The 22,850-nt window shown below is 64.3% G+C and carries 19 protein-coding genes and 1 pseudogene; 7 read left to right on the top strand and 13 right to left on the bottom strand.

What is annotated here, in order from left to right; translation table 11 throughout:
- The first annotated feature begins 30 nt into the window (after positions 1-30).
- Positions 31-1,215 (top strand): acyl-CoA dehydrogenase family protein, encoded by a 1,185-nt coding sequence (locus V5279_RS42540; protein WP_338692921.1) that lies wholly within the window; start codon positions 31-33, stop codon positions 1,213-1,215.
- Between the two features lie 188 nt (positions 1,216-1,403).
- A complete protein-coding gene (locus V5279_RS42535; RefSeq protein ID WP_338692919.1) occupies positions 1,404-2,543 on the top strand; it encodes an acyl-CoA dehydrogenase family protein in 1,140 nt (379 codons plus the stop codon).
- 350 nt (positions 2,544-2,893) lie between these two features.
- On the opposite strand, the gene V5279_RS42530 is transcribed toward V5279_RS42535, so the two are convergent.
- From V5279_RS42530 to V5279_RS42510, 5 genes are all read right to left on the bottom strand, one after another.
- A complete protein-coding gene (locus V5279_RS42530; protein WP_338692917.1) occupies positions 2,894-3,931 on the bottom strand; it encodes an amino acid ABC transporter substrate-binding protein in 1,038 nt (345 codons plus the stop codon).
- Positions 3,932-3,978: 47 nt separating this feature from the next.
- Positions 3,979-4,572 carry a L,D-transpeptidase gene (locus tag V5279_RS42525; RefSeq protein ID WP_029083603.1) on the bottom strand — a complete coding sequence of 198 codons (594 nt, stop codon included), beginning with the start codon at positions 4,570-4,572 and terminating at the stop codon, positions 3,979-3,981.
- Between the two features lie 169 nt (positions 4,573-4,741).
- Positions 4,742-4,870 carry a DUF2474 domain-containing protein gene (locus V5279_RS42520; RefSeq protein WP_156928837.1) on the bottom strand — a complete coding sequence of 43 codons (129 nt, stop codon included), beginning with the start codon at positions 4,868-4,870 and terminating at the stop codon, positions 4,742-4,744.
- Positions 4,870-5,880, bottom strand: a complete 1,011-nt coding sequence (cydB, locus tag V5279_RS42515; protein WP_338692911.1) for a cytochrome d ubiquinol oxidase subunit II — start codon at positions 5,878-5,880, stop codon at positions 4,870-4,872. Before cydB ends, V5279_RS42520 begins: the two co-directional genes overlap by 1 nt.
- Positions 5,877-7,283, bottom strand: a complete 1,407-nt coding sequence (locus tag V5279_RS42510; RefSeq protein ID WP_338692909.1) for a cytochrome ubiquinol oxidase subunit I — start codon at positions 7,281-7,283, stop codon at positions 5,877-5,879. The genes cydB and V5279_RS42510 overlap by 4 nt, the downstream gene beginning before the upstream one ends.
- A 655-nt stretch (positions 7,284-7,938) precedes the next feature.
- Here V5279_RS42510 and V5279_RS42505 point away from each other — a divergent pair.
- On the top strand, positions 7,939-8,460 hold the full coding sequence (locus V5279_RS42505) for a hypothetical protein (protein ID WP_338692906.1): 522 nt from the start codon (positions 7,939-7,941) through the stop codon (positions 8,458-8,460).
- A 214-nt stretch (positions 8,461-8,674) separates the two neighbouring features.
- Here V5279_RS42505 and V5279_RS42500 read toward each other — a convergent pair whose 3' ends face one another.
- The 5 genes and pseudogenes from V5279_RS42500 to V5279_RS42480 all read right to left on the bottom strand — a co-directional run bounded on the left by V5279_RS42500 (position 8,675) and on the right by V5279_RS42480 (position 13,167).
- Positions 8,675-9,253 carry a thioredoxin family protein gene (locus V5279_RS42500; RefSeq protein WP_338692904.1) on the bottom strand — a complete coding sequence of 193 codons (579 nt, stop codon included), beginning with the start codon at positions 9,251-9,253 and terminating at the stop codon, positions 8,675-8,677.
- An 18-nt stretch (positions 9,254-9,271) separates the two neighbouring features.
- Entirely contained in the window at positions 9,272-9,901 is a 630-nt protein-coding gene (locus V5279_RS42495) for a cytochrome c biogenesis CcdA family protein (protein WP_338692903.1), read from the bottom strand.
- 63 nt (positions 9,902-9,964) lie between these two features.
- Positions 9,965-10,740 (bottom strand): annotated as a pseudogene (locus V5279_RS42490) (IS5 family transposase).
- A 502-nt stretch (positions 10,741-11,242) separates the two neighbouring features.
- Positions 11,243-11,854, bottom strand: coding sequence for a sigma-70 family RNA polymerase sigma factor (locus V5279_RS42485; RefSeq protein WP_166213495.1), 612 nt, complete (start codon positions 11,852-11,854; stop codon positions 11,243-11,245).
- Between the two features lie 245 nt (positions 11,855-12,099).
- Positions 12,100-13,167, bottom strand: coding sequence for an acyltransferase family protein (locus V5279_RS42480; protein WP_338692899.1), 1,068 nt, complete (start codon positions 13,165-13,167; stop codon positions 12,100-12,102).
- A 212-nt stretch (positions 13,168-13,379) separates the two neighbouring features.
- On the opposite strand from V5279_RS42480, the gene hrpB reads away from it, so the two are divergent.
- The 4 genes from hrpB to V5279_RS42460 all read left to right on the top strand — a co-directional run bounded on the left by hrpB (position 13,380) and on the right by V5279_RS42460 (position 20,045).
- The gene (gene hrpB / locus V5279_RS42475) at positions 13,380-15,914 is read left to right on the top strand and encodes an ATP-dependent helicase HrpB (RefSeq protein WP_338692896.1); all 2,535 of its coding nucleotides are present in this window, start codon (positions 13,380-13,382) and stop codon (positions 15,912-15,914) included.
- A 310-nt stretch (positions 15,915-16,224) separates the two neighbouring features.
- Positions 16,225-17,691, top strand: coding sequence for an NCS1 family nucleobase:cation symporter-1 (locus tag V5279_RS42470; protein WP_338692894.1), 1,467 nt, complete (start codon positions 16,225-16,227; stop codon positions 17,689-17,691).
- Between the two features lie 190 nt (positions 17,692-17,881).
- The gene (locus V5279_RS42465) at positions 17,882-18,394 is read left to right on the top strand and encodes a TIGR02281 family clan AA aspartic protease (protein ID WP_224741310.1); all 513 of its coding nucleotides are present in this window, start codon (positions 17,882-17,884) and stop codon (positions 18,392-18,394) included.
- A gap of 151 nt (positions 18,395-18,545) precedes the next feature.
- Positions 18,546-20,045, top strand: a complete 1,500-nt coding sequence (locus V5279_RS42460; protein ID WP_338692891.1) for a phosphomannomutase/phosphoglucomutase — start codon at positions 18,546-18,548, stop codon at positions 20,043-20,045.
- Positions 20,046-20,190: 145 nt separating this feature from the next.
- On the opposite strand, the gene V5279_RS42455 is transcribed toward V5279_RS42460, so the two are convergent.
- From V5279_RS42455 to nudC, 3 genes are all read right to left on the bottom strand, one after another.
- A complete protein-coding gene (locus V5279_RS42455) occupies positions 20,191-20,691 on the bottom strand; it encodes an Lrp/AsnC family transcriptional regulator (RefSeq protein ID WP_024578797.1) in 501 nt (166 codons plus the stop codon).
- A 76-nt stretch (positions 20,692-20,767) separates the two neighbouring features.
- The gene (locus tag V5279_RS42450; protein ID WP_338692885.1) at positions 20,768-21,715 is read right to left on the bottom strand and encodes a sugar kinase; all 948 of its coding nucleotides are present in this window, start codon (positions 21,713-21,715) and stop codon (positions 20,768-20,770) included.
- Between the two features lie 180 nt (positions 21,716-21,895).
- Complete coding sequence (gene nudC / locus V5279_RS42445; RefSeq protein WP_338692883.1) at positions 21,896-22,846, bottom strand: NAD(+) diphosphatase; 951 nt, start codon at positions 22,844-22,846, stop codon at positions 21,896-21,898.
- Positions 22,847-22,850 lie beyond the last annotated feature (4 nt).

Raw genomic sequence — 22,850 nt, 5'->3', positions numbered from 1 at the left:
CAATTCGTCGAATTTGACTGGAAACGCACCATGGCTGACCTCGAGAAATTCCGTGCAGAGACCCGCGCCTGGCTGGAGCAGAACTGTCCGCCCGAGATGCGCACACCGATGACCTCGGATGGCGACACCTTCTGGGGTGGCCGCAACACGAAATTCTCGTCGGACGCGCAGCGCGTCTGGTTCGAGCGGATGCGCGACAAGGGCTGGACCGTGCCGCATTGGCCGAAGGAATATGGCGGCGGCGGCCTCGATGGCGAGGAGGCCAAGATCGTGCGCCAGGAGATGGCCGCGATCGGTGCGCGGGCGCCGCTGACCTCGTTCGGCATCTCGATGCTCGGGCCGGCGCTGTTGAAATACGGCACCGAGGAGCAGAAGAAGGAGCATCTGCCTGATATCACCGCGGGCCTGATCCGCTGGTGCCAGGGCTATTCCGAGCCGAACGCCGGCTCCGACCTCGCCTCGCTGCAGACCCGCGCGGTCGGCGACGGCGACGACTACATTATCAACGGCCAGAAGATCTGGACCTCCTATGCCAACTATGCCGACTGGATCTTCTGCCTGGTGCGCACCGATCCGGCGGCGAAGAAGCATGACGGCATCAGCTTCATCCTGTTCGACATGGCCTCGAAAGGCGTGTCGACCAAGCCGATCCTGCTGATCTCGGGCTATTCGCCGTTCTGCGAAACCTTCTTCGACAATGTCCGCGTGCCGAAGTCGCATGTGGTGGGCACCGTCAATCGCGGCTGGGACGTCGCGAAGTACCTGCTGCAGCACGAGCGCGCGATGATCTCGGGCATGGGCGAGCGCGGCGTCGGCCGTCCGCTCGGCCAGATCGCAGCCGACTCGGTCGGCGCCGATGCGCAGGGCAAGCTCGACGACGCGCAGCTGCGCAGCCAGATTGCGAGCTTCGAGGTCGATGAAGCCGCGCTCGCCGCGGCCGCGGAACGCGCGGTCGATCTCGCCAAGGCGGGGCAATCGCATCCGGCGTTCTCCTCGGCGATGAAATATTACGGCACCGAGCTCAACAAGCGGCGCTACGAGATCCTGATGTCGGCGGGCGGCATCGACGCGCTGGAATGGGAGAGCGATCGCTCCAAAGGCGGCGCCCGCCCGCGCGCCTGGCTCCGCACCAAGGCCAATTCGATCGAGGGTGGCACCTCGGAGGTGATGCTCGGCATCGTCGCGAAGCGCATCCTCGATCTGCCGGGGGCGTGATCTTCACCTCCCCCTGAAAGGGGGAGGTCGGCGCGCTCGGGAGCGCTCTTGCGCTCCCTGAGCGCGACGGGCGGGGGTCAAGCCGCAAGCACGGAGCAAGCGGCAGACCCCCACCCCGACCCTCCCCCTTGCAGGGGGAGGGGGTTCAACAGTTGGAAAATTCATCGTCGTCATTTCGGAATCCATCCATGGCCCTCGTCCTCACCGAAGAACAATCCATGCTGCGCGACAGTGCGCGCGGCCTCATCAGCGACAAGGCGCCGGTGGCGCATCTGCGCTCCTTGCGCGACAGCAAGGATGCCACCGGCTTCTCGCGCGAGCTCTGGACAACGTTTGCCGAGATGGGCTTCTCCGGCCTTTTGGTGCCGGACCAGTTCGGCGGCAGCGGGCTCGGCTGCGTCGAGGCCGGCATCGTGATGGAGGAGATCGGCCGCACCTTGATGCCGTCGCCGTTCCTCGCGACCTCGGTGCTTGCCACCTCGGCGCTGTCGCGCGGCGGCAGCGAGGCGCAGAAGGCGCAGCATCTGCCGAAAATCACCGACGGCTCGCTGCTCGTGGCGCTCGCGATCGACGAGGGTGCAAAGCATCGCCCGCTGCAGACCAGATTGCAGGCGACGCGCTCCGGCAACGGCTTCAGGCTATCCGGCGACAAGGCCTTTGTGGTCGACGGCCACACCGCCGATCTTCTGATCGTGGCCGCGCGCAGCGCGGGTAGCGCCGGCGAGAAGAACGGCCTGACGCTGTTCCTGGTCGATCCGAAGGCGAAGGGGCTCGCAATCGAGCGCACCGCGATGGTCGACTCGCATAACGCGGCGCGTATCGTGTTCGACAAGGTCGAGGTCAATGCCGACAGCGTGCTCGGCGAGGTCGATCAGGGCTTTGGGCTGCTCGAGGGCGTGCTCAATATCGGCCGCGGCACTGTGGCGTCCGAAATGGTCGGCCTCTCCGACGAGGTGTTCGGCCGCACCGTGACCTACCTCAAGGAGCGCAAGCAGTTCGGCAAGGCGATCGGCGAATTCCAGGCGCTGCAGCATCGCGCTGCCGAGCTCTATATCGATATCGAGATCACCCGCGCCGCCGTGCTGAAGGCGCTGCAGGCGCTCGATGCCGATCTCGACAAGGCGGGCAATGCGGTTGCGGTTGCAAAAGCGCGCGCGGGGACGACCGCGACGCTCGCCGTCCAGGAAGGCGTGCAGATGCATGGCGGCATGGGCATGACCGACCAGTTCGACATCGGCTTCTTCATGAAGCGCGCCCGCGTCTGCCAGGAGCTGTTCGGCGACAGCAATTTCCACGCCGACCAGCTGGCACAGGGCAAGGGGTACTGAGGCGCGGCGTCGCCGCCACACGCACACTGTCATCGCCCGGCTCGACCGGGCGATCCAGTATTCCAGAGACGTTTGTGTTTGAGCCGACAGGCCGCGGCGTACTGGATCACCCGCCTTCGCGGGTGATGACAGTGAGAGTGCGGTGACAGCGGTGGCCAAGCCGCGCGGTCGATCAGCGGCGGCGACATCTCCGCGCAACACACTGTCATCGCCCGGCTCGACCGGGCGATCCAGTATTCCAGAGACGTTTGTGTTTGAGCCGACAGGCCGCGGCGTACTGGATCACCCGCCTTCGCGGGTGATGACAATTGAGAGTGCGGCGACAGCGCTGGTCTAAGCCGCGCTGTCGATCAACGGATCGGCGGCGCGTACTGGACGCCGCCGGCGTTCCAGAGCTGGTTCATGCCGCGCGGGATCTTCAGCTTGGAGTCGGCGCCGACGTTGCGGTCGAAGACCTCGCCGTAATTGCCGACATGCTTGATGATGCGCACGGCCCAGTCCTTGGTCAGGCCGAGATCCTCGCCATAGGCGCCCTCGGTGCCGACCAGCCGCATCACCTCCGGCTTCTTCGACTTCAGCGCCTCGTCGATATTCTTCGAGGTGATGCCGAGCTCCTCCGCGTTGATCATGGCGTAGAGCGTCCACTTCACGATCATCATCCAGTCGTCGTCGCGCAGCCGGACCACCGGCGCCAGCGGCTCCTTGGAGATGATGTCGGCCAGGATCGTGTGGTCGCTCGGCTTGGAGAGGTTGAGCCGCAGCGCATAGAGCTGCGAGGCGTCCGACGTCAGCGTGTCGCATTGGCCGGAATCATAGGCCTTCACCACATCGTCCAGCTTGTCGAACTTCATCTCCGTGTACTTCATGTTGTTGGCACGGAAATAGTCGGCGAGGTTGAGCTGCGTCGTGGTGTTGGACTGCACGCAGACCTTGCTGCCGTTCAGGTCGAGCGCGGAATCGATGTTGCGCGCGCGGGGCAGCATGAAGCCCTGGCCGTCATAATAGGCGACTGCCGGGAAATAGAGGTCGTAATTGGTCTCGCGCGACATGCTCCAGGTGGAGTTGCGCGAGAGGATGTCGACCTTGCGGTTCTGCAGCTCCTTGAAGCGCTCGCTGGCGTCGAGCGGAACGAATTTCGCCTTCGACGGGTCGTCGAAGATCGCCGACGCGACCGCGCGGCAGAAATCGACGTCGAAGCCGGTCCAGTTGCCCTTGTCGTCGGGGATCGAGAAGCCCGGCAGGCCCTTGTTGACGCCGCACAGCACGTCGCCGCGGCGCACGGTGCGCTTCAGCGTGCGGGTGTCGTAACGCTCATAGGTGATGGCGGCTGCCGCAACCAGCACGGCGACCGCGAGCCCGATCGTCAGGCCGCCTCGAAATGTACGCATGGGTTCTCTCTCGCGAGTGATCGGGGGAAACGGGCGGATATCGGACGCTACAGTTCGGGCTTCTGGCGGATGATCACCTTGGTGCCGACGGGAACGCGGCTATAGAGATCGGCCACGTCGTTGTTGACCAGGCGGAAGCAGCCGGAGGAAACGGCGGTGCCGATGGTGTCGGGCCGGTTGGTGCCGTGGATACGGTAGACCGTGGTGCCGAGATACATTGCGCGTGCGCCGAGCGGATTGCCCGGGCCGCCTGCCATGAAGCGCGGCAGATAGGGCTGGCGCGCGATCATCTCCGGCGGCGGCACCCAGTCCGGCCACTCGGCCTTGCGGGTGATGCTGACCAGGCCCTGCCACGTGAAGCCCTCGCGGCCGACGCCGATGCCGTAGCGGAGCGCGCGGCCATTGCCCTGCACGAGGTAGAGATGGCGTTCGGCGGTGGCGACAATGATGGTGCCCGGCGCCTCGTTGGTCCGGTAATACACCACCTGCTTCTGCCATTCCGGATCGAGCTCGTAGCCGTCGTCGGCGACGAGGCCGGGCTCGTCGGCATCGGGGCGGCTCTGGGCGAAGCCTTGCGACGTCGACAGCACGAGTGCGCCCGTGGCGATCAACATCCAGACCAGGTGACGAAGTTTCGTCATGCAAAGCTCTCCTTGTTGGCGCGCAGCCAATGGTTGCTCGACCCCAAATCGCGGCAGCATCAAATCTGAGCGGCAGCTTGATGGCAAGTTTAGGGCGGGCGTCACACTATATCACTGTAATGCTTCTGTTTTTTGTCATTGCGCGCCGGGATGTGCCGCGCCATCCGCCTCATTTCGGCGCAATCCAGAGTCGCAACGCGAACGAGATCACTGTGACCGTGCCGACGCCGCCGAGCCAGAGCGCTGCGAACCACAACAGGCGCTGGCCGAGCGGCCGTTGATTCGGGGCCTGCGGCATCAGTGGTATCCGTGGCCGGGCCGCACCTTGCCGCGGAACACCCAATAGGCCCAGGCGGTGTAGCCGAGGATCAGCGGCACCAGGATCGAGACCCCGAACAGCATGAAGATCTGGCTGTTGGCCGGCGCCGCCGCCTGCCAGATCGTGATGCTCTGCGGCACGATGTACGGGTACATGCTGATGCCAAGCCCGGCATAGGACAGTGCGAACAACGCCAGTGTCAGGAAGAACGGCTGGTGGTCGTTCTTGTTGCTGAGCGCGCGCAGCAGCAGCGCGGTGGCCGCGGCGACCGCGATCGGCACCGGCGCGGTGAGGATGATGTTGGGCCAGGCGAACCAGCGCTGGGTGTACTGCACGGCCAGGAACGGCGTTGCGATGCTGACCGCGCCGATCGCGCACAGCATCGCGATCAGCAGGATCCAGCTCAGGTGATAGGCGCGGTCGCGCAACTCGCCCTCGGTCTTCATCACCAGCCAGGTCGCCCCCAGCAGCGCGTAGCCGATCACCAGTGCGATGCCGGTCAGGACGCTGAACGGCGTCAGCCAGTCCCACCAGCCGCCGGCATATTGGCGTCCCTCGACATGGATGCCCTGCAGGATGGCGCCGAGCGCGATCCCCTGCGCCAGGGTCGCGACCAGCGAGCCGCCGGCGAAGGCGAGGTCCCATTTGTTGCGCGCTTTCTGGGTCCGCCAGCGGAATTCGAAGGCGACGCCGCGGAACACGAGGCCGAGCAGCATCGCGATCATCGGCGTGTAGAGCGCCGGCATCAGCACCGCATAGGCCAGCGGAAACGCCGCCATCATGCCGCCGCCGCCGAGCACCAGCCAGGTCTCGTTGCCGTCCCACACCGGCGCCACCGTGTTCATGATGACGTCGCGGTCGGCCTTTTGCGGAAACACCGGAAACAGGATGCCGAGGCCGAGATCGAAGCCGTCCATCACGACATAGACGAACACGGCAAACGCGATGATGAAGGCCCAGATCGTGGTGAGGTCGATGGGAATGCTCATCGCGCACCCTCCACGACAGCGCCCGCGGCCGGCGTGATGCCGGCGGCACGGGCGGGAAGATCTTTTGTCGGGCCCTGTTCGCCGGGATGCGGCGGCTGCGCCATCAGCCGCAGGATATAGATCACACCCGCGGTGAACACGGCGAAATAGACGATGATGAAGGCAATCAGGGACGAGCCGACCGCGGGCGCCGCCAGCGGCGATACCGAGTCGGTGGTGCGCAACAGCCCGTAGACGGTGAAGGGTTGCCGCCCGGTCTCCGTGGTGATCCAGCCGGCCAGCACCGCGATGAAGCCGGCCGGGCCCATCAGAACCGCGAAGCGGTGCAGCAGCGGCGACTGGTACATCATGCCGCGCCAGCGCATCAGCAGGCTGAGCAGGCCGAGCCCCAGGATCAGGAAGCCGAGCCCGACCATGATGCGGAACGACCAGAAGGTGATCGGCACCGGCGGCCAGTTTTCACGCGGCACGGTATCGAGGCCGGCGAGCGGGGCGTCGAGCGAATGCTTCAGGATCAGCGACGAGAGCTTCGGCACCTCAATCGCATATTTCACCTTCGCTTCGGCCTGGTCGGGCCAGCCGAACAGGATCAGCGGCGCACCATCCTTGTGGCTCTGGTAGTGGCCTTCCATCGCCATCACCTTGGCCGGCTGATGCTCCAGCGTGTTGAGGCCGTGCTGGTCGCCGGCGAGGATCTGGATCGGCGCCACCAGCGTCGCCATCCACATCGCCATCGAGAACATCACCCGCGGGCCGGCGAGATGCTGGTCGCGCAGCAGGTGCCAGGCGCCGACTGCGCCGACCACGAGCGAGGTGGTGAGATAGGCCGCCAGCACCATGTGCACGAGGCGATAGGGGAACGAGGGATTGAAGATCACCTTGAGCCAGTCGGCTGCGACGAACTGGCCATCGGCATTGACGGCATGGCCGGTCGGCGTCTGCATCCAGGAATTGGCCGACAGAATCCAGAACGCCGAGATCAGCGTGCCGATCGCGACCATCAGGGTCGCCAGGAAGTGCAGCCTTGGGCCGACGCGCGACAGCCCGAACAGCATCACGCCGAGGAAGCCCGCCTCGAGGAAGAACGCGGTCAGGACCTCATAGGCCATCATCGGGCCGATCACCGGCCCGGTCTTGTCGGCAAAGGACGACCAGTTGGTGCCGAACTGGTAGGACATCACGATGCCCGAGACCACGCCCATGCCGAACGCGACCGCGAAGATCTTCAGCCAGTAATTGAACAGGTTGATGTAGACTTCGCGCTTGGTGGCAAGCCACAGCGCTTCCAGCACCGCGAGATAGCTCGCAAGCCCGATCGAGAATGCGGGAAACACGATGTGGAACGACATCGTGAAAGCGAATTGCGCGCGGGCGAGTACGACCGCATCCCAGCCTTCGAACATGATCCACCATTTGTCGCCGACCCGGCGTGGACCTTACCACGCCGGATGTGACGACGACACAGGGCGGATTGTCTGGCTCTCGGTTCTGATCGGATCAGAACCGAGACCTCAGATTCCTGTTTTGATCACGTGTGAAGCGGGGCGATTGTGGATTTCATAGATCCGAGGGCTTGCCATGCGAGCCCGACTCAAACAGCTTAAATTCCCCCATAAATCCTCTCAGGAATTAATGGGGTTTGCCGCCATCGGCACCATTCCTGTGATCCGGCCCGACAGGGCTGGAGGTTGCCACAGCCCGCTCCCGCGTACGCCAAGGGAGTGAGCCTGCGGGCCGTACGCCCGCGCAACAGGAAAGGATAGCGTCATGCGTAGTGGCGGTAGTCGAAAGCCAGTTTTTGTAAACGAGTATGACCGGTTCCGGTTCGGAAAGTGGGAGCATGTTTGCTCGCACTACCGATCGATGCCGGGTCAACTGGACTTCGGCTTCTGACGTGAGGAAGCACCGGCTTCCGTAGCGTCCGCCGATGGCGTCATTTCTTTACGTAGCAATTTAGCCAGGTTTTTAGCGTTGCGTTGAATGCGTCCTCGGAATCGTCTGTCTCGCGCTTCGCGGGCCGCCTCTCGAAACTTGTCAACTTGGGACTTCGCTTTTGCCATGTCAGACGCGTTCGATGAATTCTACCGATGGGTGGGCATTTGTATTACGCAATGGTCACACGTCGAAGACCATCTATTCTTGACCTGTCAGAAATGCCTCGGAACTCCACGATCTGAAGTTGCTTCGATTGTTTATTATCGGACTCCACAGCTCGATGGACGCATCAAGCTAGTAGACGAGCTTGTAAAAGCTAATCTGCCAGTTCGGAAGAAGAAGAACGGCGGCCATGACCATCTCGATGTCAGAGAGTGGCTCAAAGTGCGAGGGGAACTGGAGGATCTACTCTCGTTCCGGCGTCGAATTGCCCACCACCCGATGAGGGCACATATAGACGCCGAGGTAAGCAACGAGTTTAACATTCGTATCGAGACAAGCTTTGCCGAAGAACTGCGCGGCAAAGGAGAGTTATTGCCCCACATAAAGCAGGGCGACCTTGAAAAACATGTCATCGCCCTTCAGAGCGCGACGATCCGCCTGAAGGCTTTCTATGAGTTGACGCTCTCAAAGCACATCGGATGATATCTCCGACAAGGTCGAAAGCGCTCGACTCGCAGTCACCGCCGCAATCATGGAAGCGGCGGCGAAATTCGATAAATCCCGCTTCAATCAATTCGGCGGTGATGTCGGCAATCGAAGTGCTTTCGATGTGGAAGCTGCGAGCCGTACCGCCACGCCCAACCAGCGTCGGCCTCCACAAATGCCGCGAAGCGGTGTCAGTTTCGCCTGGTGCACGCTAGCTGTTGGCGTTGAGCAGCCGGGCGACGGTGCGGTCGATCTCGTCGTACCGCCCCTCGCCGGCGTGCTGGAAGACGATCTTGCCGTTCTGGTCGATGATGTATTGCGCCGGCCAATACTGGTTGCCGTAGGCGTTCCAGGTCTGCGAATTGTTGTCCTGCGCCACCGGATAGAGGATGCCGTGCCGCTTCAGTGCCGCCTGCACGTTGGACGCCGAATGCTCGAACGGGAATTCCGGGGTGTGGACCCCGATCACGACGAGGCCGTGGTCCCGGTACTTTGAATAGAGTTCGGTGACGTGCGGCAGCGTGTTGACGCAGTTGACGCAGCCATAGGTCCAGAAATCCACCAGCACCACCTTGCCGCGCAGGTCGGCGAGCTTCAGCGGCTTCGAATTGAACCAGTTGCTGATGCCGGCGAATTCGGGCGCGGTCTGGCTCTGTTCGGCCGTCATCGCCGCGGCCACCGGCACCGCTTTCGCCGGCGTGTCGAACTCCGAGCAGAGGCCGGGGATGACGGCGCCGCCCAGGCCAAGGGCGCCGACGAGGGCCGACACAGCAAGCAAGCGCACGGGCATCGATATCTCCTGTGGGGTTCAGAGGCCGATCTGGCCGTTGGGATAGAACTGGGTCAGCCACGCCACGATCAGCGTGTCGTATTGCAGGTAGGAAAGTGCAGCGAAGCCGATGATCACGACGCCGAAGCCCTGCTGCAGACGCGGCGCGATCCGCGCCATGCTGCGCACGCGGGTGGTGACGGCTTGGCCGCCATAGGCAATCGCGAGCATCGGGATCGCGGCGCCGATCGCGTAGGTGACGAGCTGCAGGCTCGCCCACGCCGTATCCTTCGAGGTCGCGACGATGGTCAGGATCGAGCCGAGCACCGGTCCGGCGCAGGGCGTCCACACCAGGCCGAGCGTGCTGCCGAGCACGAAGCCGCCGAGCAGGCCCTGCGACGGCGCAGCCTGACCGGCGCCGTAAGCTGCACCGCTGAGCCGGATCGACAGCCATTCGAACGGCGCCGGCCAGATCATCAAGAGGCCGAAGCCGGCGAGCAGGACGGCCGCGCCGGTGCGCAGCACATTCGGATCGAAATCGAACGCACGCGTGATCGCGCTCAGCAGCAATGCCACCGCAGAGAATGACATCACGAAGCCGAGCGCGATCACCGCGGGCCGCGCCTTGCGGGTCTGGCCTATCGATACCCCAAGCAGGATTGGCAGCATCGGCAGGGTGCAGGGGGCGGCGACGGTGGCGACACCGGCAAGCAGGGCTAGGTGGTGTGGACACTAGCGCATCCATAGAACGATGGCTGCGAGAGTGACGACGGCCCGGTAGTTCCGGGCCGTTTTTTCGAAGCGGGTTGCGACGCGGCGGAACTGCTTGAGCTTTGAGAAGCAGCATTCGACGAGATGACGCTGGGCATAGAAATGCTTGTCGAGTGGATATTTGAGCGCGCGTGACGGGTTGTTGGGGATCACGGCGAGCGCGCCTTTGGCGGCGATGGCTTGGCGCAAGTGATCGGCGTCATAGGCCGTATCGGCCATGACGACCTCGGCGGATAAGCCTTCGATCAATGCGGCGGCTTGCGGTGCATCGCCCTTCTGACCTGCGGTAAGCGTGAACCGCACCGGACATCCCAAGCCTCGAACGGCCATATGTATCTTGGTGCTCAGGCCGCCGCGCGAGCGGCCGATCGCTTGATCTTCCGCTTGATCTTCAGACCCCCCTTTTTGGCGCCGGCGGCGTGCTGATGCGCCCGAACAATGGTGGAATCGACGATCAGATATTCGAAGTCCGGATCATCGGACATCGCCTCGAAGATCCGCCACCAAACACCCTTGATGCTCCATCGACTGAAGCGCCGGAACACGCTGTTCCAGTCCCCAAACACCTCCGGAAGATCGCGCCAGGGAGACCCCGTACGCACGATCCACAGCACACCTTCCACGAACATCCGGTTGTCGCGCCCGGTGGAGCCCTTCTGATCGGGGCGCCCTATGATCAGCGGCGCTATCCGCTCCCACGCCGCGTCGCTCAATACCAAACGGTCCATCACACCCAAGGCGGCCTCCCCAAAAGCAGCCTTGAATCTGATTTGCTCCTAAAAGGGAATCCTTAGAGTCCACACCACCTAGGGCAAGGCTGAGCATCGTCGTCCGTCCATCAGAACTCCCGGCGCGCCCAGAGGGCCATGCCGGGTACGCCTGATGGTCTTCGCGAGGACGGTCTGCCCGTTACGGCTGAGCCGTCGCGGATGACGTCACGTCCGTGTGAGACGAGGCGCGTTCGGCATCACGACGCCGCGCCAAAAACAGAGCGACCCGGCTGGGGGGCATCCCGGCCGGGTCGTTGGAGGCTACTTGGGAGGTTGGAACTAGAGAAGCGTCGAAACTCGTTGAGCTGGTAGTGGTTGGGGTTGCGTCGTTGGATATGGGTATAGAGATCGCGTTTTTCCGGGTGATGTCGTCGATTGTTTCAATTGTTTCGTCGCCTGACTTTTTCGGCTTCGTCGACAATTGCCTGAACCGCGCGATCTCCTGTTAAGTATCTGAATTTGCGTTAGATTAGGCCGCGACGCTGTCCACGCCGGCACCCCTGAGGAGGTCGGCGAGCTGCTTGCGGGCATAGAACATGCGGGTCTTCACCGTGCTCTGCGGGATACCGATGATCTGCCCGGCCTCCTCGACCGACTTCTCATGGTAGTAGACTAGGTTGATGATTTCGCGGTGGGCCGGCGACAGCTTGGCCACGCAGGCCCGCAGGATCTCGCTGGTGGTGGCGCGATCGAGCGAGGTTTCCGGCGTATCGGCGCCATCGGCGATCTCCAGCACGTCGTCCTGGTCGATATCCTCATGCTTGCGCTGGCGCAGCGCGGTCAGCGCCTTGAAGCGGGCGATCGACAGCAGCCAGGTCGAAACCTGCGAGCGGCCCTCGAACTGGGCCGCGGTGCGCCAGACGTCCAGGAACACCTGGCTGACCAGGTCCTCGGCCATCGTGGTGTCGCGGACCATCCGCAGCACGAAGCGGTAAACCCGGACATTGTGACGGGCATAGAGCGTGTGCATCGCGGTGCGGTTATTCTTGGCGATACTCGCGAGCAGCATTTCATCCGAGGTCGCGCGGGCAGCGTCGATATGCTTCTTGGCTGCAGTGTTGATGGCGATGACGTTCGGCATGACAGGCTCCCAATTCGCCGTTAGGCGGCGGTTCGTTAGGAGAATTGTTAGTTACCGCCCGTTTCCGGATGTCTGCGCGAAAAGCGGAAAATGGTTTCGTGACCGGGAGAATTGTTTCGTCGGCGGTCCGACGACGAAACATTCGGGGCCAAAAAGCCAGTAATTTCAATGCGCGGAAAATTCGGGCGGCTGGAATCGCCCCTGTCGGAACGAATCCGGCCCATGACTTTTGGCACTATTCGGGCCTATTCGGCCGCTTGCAAAGCGGGCGCTGCCTTTTTCGGGGCGATCCAGAACGCATCGGGCCGTTCGAACAGGAAATTGGCCCGCGCCGCCAGCGCCAGCCGCCAGATCAGGAGCGAACCGGCGACGCCGACCGCGGTCACGATCAGCGAAACCAGGCCGATGTCGTGGATGACCTCGAACCGCAGCAGAAGGGTGCGTGTCGCGGCCATCGGCAGGAAGAAGGCGAGATAGATCACGATCGAATGCTCGCCGCAGAAGCGCAGGAAGCCGAGCCAGTGCGCGCGCGCCAGCAGCGTGCCGGTCACGATGATCGCGCAGGCGCCGGCAAAGCCGAGCGCCAGCGAGACGATCGGCCATTCGCTGATATCGAGCGCAACCAAGCCGCCATTGATCGATGCCCAGAGACCAAGTCCGAGCAGGGCAAGCGCGGGCTGCGCGCGCGCGCGGTCCGACAACGCGAACACATAGCTGGCGAGGACATAGCCCGTGTAGAAATAGACGAAGCGGGCGCAGAACTCGTCGATCACGGTCCAGCCGGTCGTGACATGCGCCGACTCCAGCAATGCTGCGATCAGCCAGATCACGAGCGGGTGGACGTTGCGCGTCAGCTTGGTGACGACGAAGAAGATCGGCAGCAGATAGATGAACCACAGCGTGCCGAACGGCTCGATGAAGGATTCGAGATACGCGAGCCCGACCTGGGCCCAGCCCGCCTCGGCGGCCAGCGACGGTGCCTTGAAGCCGAACTGGATCGTCACCCACAGCACGTAGAAATAGGCGAAGTGCATCACCTTGCGGTCGAGATAGGTGCGCCAGTCGCGGTCGATCACGACCGACAGGAACAGTCCCGAGATCAGGAAGAAGTCCGGCATCCGGAACGGCTTTGCGAACATCACGACATAATGCATGAAGCCGGTCTGGTCGGCGGCCTTCTCGACCCCCAGCACCGAGTGCATCATCACGACCATGATGATGCAGATGCCTTTGGCATAGTCGACCCAATCGACGCGCGCGCCCACGTTCCCGGCGGAACGATCTGTCGCAGCTGCTGTGCCGTTTGTGGTCATCCTTGTCCTGTTTCGGCGTGATCGTGCCTATCATCGGCCCGATCTGTTGCTTTCTCCTTTACTCATACAAATGATGTGCCGCCGAACCCGGCCTTTCCCCGGTTCCCTGCAACAGGCGAATGGTCTAAGAGGCCCAGTGTTCCGAAAGGGACCAGAGACGTTCGTTAACCACGGGTCGCAGGCCGTCCCAGCCGCTGCCGCGATGAAAGTGCTTGCCGCGCCATTTCGATAGCCCGCTGCCGATCGACGCCGTGCTCGATGAGCTCGACCGCACGCTCGATGGCCACAATGCCGCAGTGCTGGTCGCCCCGCCGGGCGCCGGCAAGACCACGCGCGTGCCGCTGGCCTTGCTCGACGCGCCCTGGGCCAAGGGCAAGAAGATCATCGTGCTGGAGCCGCGCCGCATCGCTGCGCGCGCCAGCGCCGAGCGAATGGCGAAGACGCTCGGCGAGCGCGCCGGCGAGACCGTCGGCTATCGCGTGCGCTTCGGCTCAAAGGTATCGCGCGCGACGCGGATCGAGGTCGTCACCGAGGGCATCTTCTCGCGCCAGATCCTCGACGATCCCGAGCTCGACGGCGTCGCCGCGGTGCTGTTCGACGAATTCCACGAGCGCTCGCTCGACGCCGATCTCGGGCTGGCGCTGGCGCGCGACGCGCAAACCGGCCTGCGCGCGGATCTGCGCATCCTTGTGATGTCGGCAACGCTCGACGGCGCGCGGGTCGCAAGGCTGCTCGGCGATGCGCCTGTTGTCGAGAGCGAGGGCCGTGCCTTTCCGGTCGAGACCCGTTATGTCGGCCGCAAGGTGGACGCGCCGCTGGAGCGGCAGATGGCGGAGACGATCGCAACCGCGCTGCGCGCCGATGCCGGCTCGGTGCTCGCCTTCCTGCCGGGCGCGGCCGAGATCCGCCGCACCCAGACCTTCCTCGCCGAGCGCGTGCACGATGCGTCGGTCGAGATCGTGCCGCTGTTCGGCGCGCTCGATGCGAGCGTGCAGGATCGCGCCATCGCGCCGGCGCCGAAAGGCATCCGCAAGGTGGTGCTGGCGACCTCGATCGCCGAGACCTCGCTGACCATCGAGGGCGTGCGCATTGTGGTGGATTCCGGCCTGGCGCGGGTGCCGCGCTACGAGCCTGACATTGCGTTGACCCGGCTCGAGACCGTGCGGGCTTCGCGCGCGGCCGTCGATCAGCGGCGCGGCCGCGCCGGCCGCATCGAGCCCGGCGTCTGCTACCGTCTGTGGGACGAGCCGCAGACCGCGTCGCTTCCGGCCTACACCGCGCCCGAGATCCTTTCTGCCGACCTGTCCTCGCTGGTGCTCGACCTCGCGCAATGGGGCGTCAGCGATCCCGCTAGCCTTGCCTTCCTCGATCCCCCGCCGGGCCCGGCGCTCAAGGAAGCGAAGTCGCTGCTGTCAGAGCTCGGTGCGCTCGACGGTGACGGCCGCATCACCGAGGAGGGCAAGAGCCTGCGCGCGCTGGCGCTGCCGCCGCGGCTGGCGCGCATGATCGTGGATTCCGCCCGCCTCAGTGCCGGCGAGGAAGCGGCCGAGATCGCCGCGGTGCTGACCGAGCGCGGGCTCGGCGGCGACAGCGTCGATCTCGACCACAGGCTCGACCAGTTCCGCCGCGACCGTTCGCAGCGGGCATCGAGCGCGCGCAGCATGGCCGAACGCTGGGCTTCGCAGGTGGAGAGGTCTGAGAGACTTTCTTCTCCCTCCCCCCTTGCGGGGGAGGGCCGGGGAGGGGCGCCCGCAAAAGCAGTGTCTGTCGATCGCGGCGATCTCTCCACCGGCGTCATGCTGGCCTTCGCGTTTCCGGATCGCGTCGCCAGGAACCGTGGCAATGGCAGCTTCGTGCTGGCCAATGGCCGCGGCGCCGCAGTCGAGCAGACGTCCGCGTTAGCGCGGCTGCCCTATATCGCGGTCGCCGAACTGACCGGCACGGCCGCGAGCGGCCGCATCCTGCTGGCGGCGCCGATCACCCAGGACGAGATCGAGCAGCGCTTCGCCGACCAGATCGAGACCATGGAAGAGGTGACGTTCGACCGCGGCGCGATGGCGCTGCGCGCGCGGCGCAGGCGCTCGCTGCATGCGATCACGCTGTCGGAAGCGCCGATGTCGCTGCAGCCCTCGGCCGAGACCGCGCGCATCTTCGCCGACGGCCTGATCGCGGCGGGCCTCGACCGGCTGCCGTGGTCGAAGCATTCGAAACAGTGGCGCGACCGGATCATGTTCCTGCGCAAGGCCGAGGACGAGAGCTGGCCCGATCTGTCGGACACCGCGCTTGCCGCGCGTGCCGAGGACTGGCTGGTGCCCGCGCTGTACGACAAGACCGCGCTGAAGGATTTGTCCGCCGGCGATCTGTCGGATGCGCTGATGGCGTTGTTGCCGTGGGAATTGCGCGCGCGGCTCGACCGCGAGGCGCCGACTCATTTCGAGGCGCCGACCGGAACGCAGCTTGCGATCGATTACGAGGCCGAGCAGGGGCCGACCATTGCAGTGCGGTTGCAGGAGCTGTTCGGGCTCAACATCCATCCCTCGATCGCCAAGGGCGCGGTGCCGCTGGTGCTGGAACTGCTGTCGCCGGCGCAGCGGCCGGTGCAGGTGACGCGCGATCTGCCCGGTTTTTGGCGCGGCAGCTACGCTGCGGTTCGTTCCGATCTGCGCGGCCGCTATCCGCGCCACCCCTGGCCGGAAGATCCCGCCAGCGCGATGCCGACAAGGCGCGTGAAACCGCGCGGAACCTAACTCTTCGAGGCAATGCTTTGTCGTGCCGCGTCAACGTTTCGCGTTGTTGCGCCCCAAGGTTGCATTTCTCTCATTCGTCGTCCCGGCGAAGGCCGGGACCCATACACCGCGGCCGGTGTTGTGGACGGGACTCGTTGTTCCAACATCGCGCAACAAGAGACATTTGTGGTTATGGGTCCCGGCGTTCGCCGGGACGACACCGAGTCTCCGTTTTCCGGTTCATGCTTGATCGGTTGCGCTGGCGAGCGTCGACAAACGGTGGTTAGATTTGCGCGCCGGGATCACGGGCTCGCACTTTGGGGACGCTGCCATGGACTTCAAGAACCTGGAGATCAAGAACGCATCGCCGTCGCTCTACAACGAAGACCTGGCGCCGGCCAGGGAACGCAACTGGGGCGCCTTCAGCATCTTCAACGTCTGGACGTCGGACGTGCACAGCCTGTGGGGCTACTATCTCGCCGCCAGCCTGTTCCTGCTCTGCGGCAGCTTCGTCAATTTCATCCTGGCGATCGGCGTCGGCTCGCTGGTGATCTTCGTGCTGATGAGCCTGATCGGCAATGCCGGCGTGCGGACCGGCGTGCCCTATCCGGTGCTGGCGCGCGCCTCGTTCGGGGTCTGGGGCGCCAACATTCCGGCGCTGGTGCGCGCCATCGTCGCCTGCTTCTGGTACGGCGCGCAGACCGCGGCGGCCTCGGGTGCGATCGTCGCGCTGCTTACGCGCATGGACAGCTTCAAGGCGTTCCACCAGTCCAGCCACATGCTCGGCCATTCCACGCTCGAGGTGATCTGCTTCGTCGTGATCTGGGCGCTACAACTCCTGATCATCCAGCGCGGCATGGAAACGGTGCGCCGCTTCCAGGACTGGGCGGGGCCGGCGGTGTGGCTGATGATGCTGATCCTTGCGGTCTATCTCTGCATCGCGGCCGGTGGCATCTCGCTCACCGCGCCGATCCCGCAGGATGTGCTGCTGGAGAAGACCAAGGAAGCCGGCGTGCCCGGCGTTCCCGGCTCTTTCCCGGCGCTCTGCGCCGTGGCCGCGACCTGGATCACCTATTTCGCCGCGCTCTATCTCAACTTCTGCGACTTTTCGCGCTATGCGCCCGACGTGCACGCGCTGCGCAAGGGCAACATCTGGGGGCTGCCGGTCAATCTGATCCTGTTCTCGCTGGTCGCCGGCGTCACCACGATCGCGGCGTTCAACGTCTATCACGAGGTGCTGCTGCATCCTGACCAGATCTCGGCGAAGTTCGACAGCTGGTTCCTGGCGCTGCTCGCTGCGGTTACCTTTGCGGTGGCAACCCTCGGCATCAACGTCGTCGCCAATTTCGTCTCGCCGGCGTTCGATTTCTCCAACGTGTTTCCGCGGCATATCGATTTCAAGAAGGGCGGCTACATCGCAGCGCTGATCGCGCTGGCGCTGTATCCGTTCGCGCCCTGGGAGGGCAACGCCGCCTCGTTCGTCGGCCTGATCGGCGCGACAATGGGGCCGATCTTCGGCATCATGATGGTCGACTATTATCTGATCGCCAAAGGCCGCGTGAACGTGCCGGCGCTGTATCAGGAGAACGGCGAATATCGCTTCCAGAACGGCTGGAATGTCAGCGCGCTGATCGCAGCCGCCATCGGCGCGCTGTTCTCGTCGGTGCTGCCGAACTTCACCTCGATCCTGCCGGCGTGGTGGGCGGTCTATGGCTGGTTCTTCGGGGTCGGAATCGCGGGCGCTGTCTACTACGCGCTGCGCGTTGCGATGCCGAGCCCGGTTGCCAAGACGGCCTGAAAGTCGGCCTGAAAGCCGGCAAAATCCTTCCGTGAGAGGCGGCCGATGGCGTTTGGCCGCCTCTCACGGGCTGGCATTAACTCTTCGCTCATCCTTTTCGCCAAAATGGCAGCCTCGCGCTGCCGCGCTTGCTCGCGGCGGGGCGTGCGGCGTGGTGAAATTGCGTGTTCGGTTTTCCGAGTATGGTGTCATGCGTAACCTGATGATTTTCGCGGCCATCCTGATCGGGCTGGGCACCTTCATGGCCCAGATGGCCAGCAAGATGTCGCCCGCCGCTGCGACCACCGCAAAGCAGACCATCGCCCCCGCCGTCACGGTGGCGCAGGCCAGCTCCCGCACGCTCAGCATTGCGCCCGATCCCCGCGGCCATTTCGCCACCGACGGCCGGATCGATGGCCAGCGCATCAACTTCATGGTCGACACCGGCGCCTCCGTGGTGGCCCTGAACGAAACCTCGGCCGCCCGCTTCGGCCTGCGTCCGGTGCCGGGCGATTACACCTCGCGCGTCACCACCGCGAACGGCACCATCAAGGCCGCGCGTGCCCGCATCGCCATGATCGAGCTCGGCGGCCTCACCGTGCGCGACGTCGACGCCCTGGTGCTGCCGGACGAGGCGCTGTCCGAAAACCTGCTCGGCCTGTCCTTCCTGTCGAAGCTGAAGCGCTTCGAATACGCCAACGGCAAGTTGTTGCTGGAGCAATAAATCCAGCCCTTTCGGGGTATCCGCGGCGACCCGATATCGCCGCCATTTCCGCCGTAATTGTCGGCCACCAGCCGCAGTCTCAGCTTTCGCCCGGCCTGCGCATTCGCTAAAGGCTGCGGCGATACCCTCTGCATGACCATAAGGCCGATCCATGTTTCCCAAGCCGAAATCCGCGCTGGTTCCGAACACCTATGCCTTCGAATCCGAGCCGATGGTGAAGCCGACCGGGTTTCGCGAATACGACGCGCGCTGGCTGTTCAACAAGGAGATCAACCTGATGGGCGTGCAGGCGCTGGGCATGGGGCTCGGCGCGCTGATCGCTGAGCTCGGCGTCAAGCAGGAGATCGTCACCGGTCACGATTTCCGCGGCTATTCCGCCTCGATCAAATACGCGCTGATCTCGGGCCTGATGGCGGCGGGCTGCAAGGTGCACGACATCGGGCTCGCGGTGACGCCGATGGCCTATTTCGCGCAGTTCGATCTCGACGTGCCCTGCGTCGCGATGGTCACCGCCTCGCACAACGACAATGGCTGGACCGGCGTCAAGATGGGCGCCAATCGCCCGCTCACCTTCGGCCCCGATGAGATGACCCGGCTGAAGGAGATCGTGCTCAACGCCGCGTTCGACAACAAGACCGGCGGCTCCTACCAGTTTCACGAGAACTATCCGGCGCGCTACATCGCCGACCTCACCAACCGGCCGAAGCTGAAGCGTAAGCTGAAGGTGGTGGCGGCCTGCGGCAACGGCACCGCGGGCGCGTTCGCGCCGCAGGTGCTGGAAGCGATCGGCTGCGAGGTGATCCCGCTCGATACCGAGCTCGATCACACCTTCCCGAAATACAATCCGAACCCGGAAGACATGGCGATGCTGCACGCGATCCGCGATGCGGTGCTGGCGCACAAGGCTGATGTGGGTTTGGGCTTCGACGGCGACGGCGACCGCTGCGGCGTGGTCGACAACACCGGCGAGGAGATCTTTGCCGACAAGGTCGGCGTCATGCTGGCGCGCGATATGTCGGCGATCAACCCGAATGCACAGTTCGTCGTCGACGTGAAGTCGACCGGGTTGTTCGTGACCGACCCTGTTTTGCAGAAGCAGGGCGCGAAGACGGTCTATTGGAAAACCGGGCATTCCTACATGAAGCGTCGCACCAATGAACTCGGCGCACTCGCAGGCTTCGAGAAGTCAGGTCACTTCTTCTTCAACAAGCCGTTCGGCCGCGGCTATGACGACGGCCTGGTGTCGGCGATCGCGATCTGCGAGATGCTCGACCGCGCCCCCGGCAAGTCGATGGCCGACCTGAAGGACGCGCTGCCGAAGACCTGGTCGTCGCCGACCATGTCGCCGCATTGCGCCGACGAGGCGAAATACGGCGTCGTCGACGCTGTGGTGAAGCACTTCGAGACGCTGCAACAGAAGGGCGCGCAGGTCGCGGGCCAGAACATCCGCGATCTCGTCACCGTCAACGGCGTCCGCGTCACGGTCGAGGACGGCAGCTGGGGCCTGGTGCGCGCATCCTCGAACAAGCCGGAGCTCGTCGTCGTGGTGGAAAGCCCGGTCAGCGAGCAGCGCATGCACGACCTGTTCGAGGCGATGGATTCCGTGCTGCGCACCCACCCCGAGGTCGGCGAGTACAATCAGAAGATTTGAGCGCGCTGCGAGCGGCAAATTGGATTGTCATCACCCGCGAAAGCGGGTGATCCAGTATTCCAGAGACGGTAGCGATTGAGCCGAGAGGCCGCGGCGTACTGGATCGCCCGGTCAAGCCGGGCGATGACAGCTGAGAAGGTGGTGCTTACGCCGCCGGCACCGGCAGCGCCGTCACCGACTTGATCTTCTCCATCGCAAAGCGCGAGGTAACGTTCTTCAGCGGCACCGCCGAGATCAGCTTCTTGTAGAAGACGTCATAGGCCTGCATGTCCGCGACCACGACGCGCAGCATGTAGTCGACGTCGCCGGCCATCCGGTAGAACTCCATCACCTCGGGCATGGCGCTGACGGCGTCGGCGAATTTGCGCAGCCAGGCTTCCGAATGGTCGGCGCTCTCGACCGAGACGAACACCGAAATCCCGAGTCCGATCTTGTTCTGGTCGACCAGTGCGACGCGGCGCAGGATCACGCCGTCGGCCTCCAGCCGCTGGATGCGCTTCCAGCACGGTGTCGAGGACAGCCCGACCCGGTCGCCGATCTCGGCGACGGAGAGCGAGGCGTCCTCCTGCAGCACGGTCAGGATCTTGCGGTCGATCGCGTCAAGGCGGCGGTTGTTGTCGTGAAGCTGAATGGCGACATCGGTCATAGAAGAAAGTTCCACATGAAGGTTCAATCTCCCTCATATAGAGAAAAATCTTCCAAATCAAGCGAGTCGTGGCCAGTCAGGCCGGCCGGGCCTCGGCGTGTTCGCCCAAAAACGCTTCAACTTCAGCACGTTGCGGTGCGGCATAAGCACCCCCGAAGCGGGTGCATTTCAGCGCTGCAGCGGCCGAAGCGAATCGCAGCGCCTGCCGCAGCTCCTGCTGCTCGGTGATGGCCAGCGCAAACGCCCCGTGGAAGACGTCGCCGGCCCCGAGCGTGTCGACGGTGTGGACCGGGAAGGCCGGGGTTTCCTCGAGCTCGCCCTGCTCGTTGAGCCAGATCGTCCCCATCGGCCCGCGGGTGCCGGCCAGGAAGGAGGGGGTGAGCTTGGCGAGCTTCTGCAGCGCTTGGCCGTCGTCGGTGACGTCGGCGGTCTCCTGCAGCGGCTCGCTGGAAAACACCAGATGGGAGGAGGCGGTGAGCAGCCCTTCCCGCATCGACATCGCGCGGTCGACGTCGACAACCACGGGAATGCCGCGCCTGACGGCCTCGGCGCACAGCTCGGTGCAGAACGGCGCGCAGCGGCTCTCGGTCAGGATCGCCGCGCAATCTTCCAGCAACAGCTCGGTCGGCGGCAGCTTGACCTTCCAGAGCTCGGGATCGCGGAAGGTGACGATGGTGCGCTCGCCGGTGTCGTCGATCATGATCGCCGAGATCGGGGTCACCAGGTTCGGCATGTGGATGAGATGGTTGGTCTCGATGCCCTCCTCGCCGAGCTTGTCGAAGATGTAGCGGCTCGAGGTCTCCCGCGAATCGCCCATCGGTCCGCAGATCGAGGCGCGGCCGCCCAGCCGGACGATGCCGATCGCGGCGTTCAGCGCATTGCCCCCGCAGATCTCGTCGAAATGCGTCGCGCTCTCCTTGGAGCCGCGCGCCGGGACATTGACGCGGAAGGTCAGGTCGCGCACCGGCAGGCCGATGCAGAGGATGCGGGGCGGGACTTTCGAGGCGCCGTTCGGAAAATTCATGCAGGGGTCCGTCGCAATGGTTCCGCTAAAGCGCGATGCGATCAGGTTGAATGCTCACCGCGCTTTAGCCCGTTATTTGAGCATGATCTTTTCGGAAAACCGCTTCGCACTTTTCCGGATCATGCTCCAACTGCCACAACCTGTGTCTGGACTAATCGGCAGAACGATGTCCGGTTCCCGCTACTGGTCCAACGGGTTTCGGTGATGCACCCAGCGGCCGAGCAAATGATGGGCAATCGCGAACGGATGCGGACCGGCAAGGCCGTCGGGGTGCTGGCGCTTGAGCATCAGCGTCGCCTCGGCGTGGTCGAACCAGCGCGCATCCTCCAGCTCGGTGCGGTCGACCACGATGTCCTCGTTGGTCGCGCGCGCTGTGCAGCCGATCATCAGCGACGACGGATAGGGCCAAGGCTGCGTCATGTAGTAATTGACGTCGGTGCAGCGGATGCCGGCCTCCTCGAAAATCTCGCGCCGGACCGCGTCCTCGATGGTCTCGGCCGCCTCGACGAAGCCGGCGAGGCAGGAATACATGCCGGGCATGAACTGCTTCTGCCGTCCCAGCAGCACCTTGTCGCCTGACGTGACCAGCATGATCACGACCGGATCGGTGCGCGGAAAGTGCTCGGCCTTGCAGCTCGGGCATTCGCGCTTCCAGCCGCCGTCCTTCATCGCCGTGCGGGTGCCGCAGTTCGCGCAGAAGCCGTGGCGCTGATGCCAGGTCACCATCGATTTCGCCATCGCGATCGCCGAGAGCTGCTCGGGCGGCACCACGCCCTGCATCGCCATGCCGCGCAATTCGGTGATCGCGACGTCGGGACGTCCGACCAGCTTTTCCGCGGCCTGTGGTGCGATCCCCATGCCGAAGATCGGCGCGGCATCGCGCAAGCCCAGGAAGATCGTGCGGGGATTGGCGCCAAAGCCGCGGGCCTCCTCCAGCGAGAGCAGCGCGCGGGCGCCGCCATCCTCCTGCTTCACCACCAGCGAGTCGCGATAGATCACATAGGCGCGGGCCTCACGATGGCCTTCGAGCGCGAACAGTTTTTCGTCATTGCTGCGCAGATGGGCGGCGCGGTCCAGCACATGGGTGACGAAGGCCGGCTGGCCGAGCGGAAAGGAATCGGATGCGGACATTGAA

Source organism: Bradyrhizobium sp. 26S5 (assembly GCF_036923295.1).
In the GTDB taxonomy this organism is placed as follows: domain Bacteria; phylum Pseudomonadota; class Alphaproteobacteria; order Rhizobiales; family Xanthobacteraceae; genus Bradyrhizobium; species Bradyrhizobium septentrionale.
The sequence above is the reverse complement of the archived record's forward strand: the minus strand, read 5'-3'. Positions and strand labels throughout refer to the sequence as shown.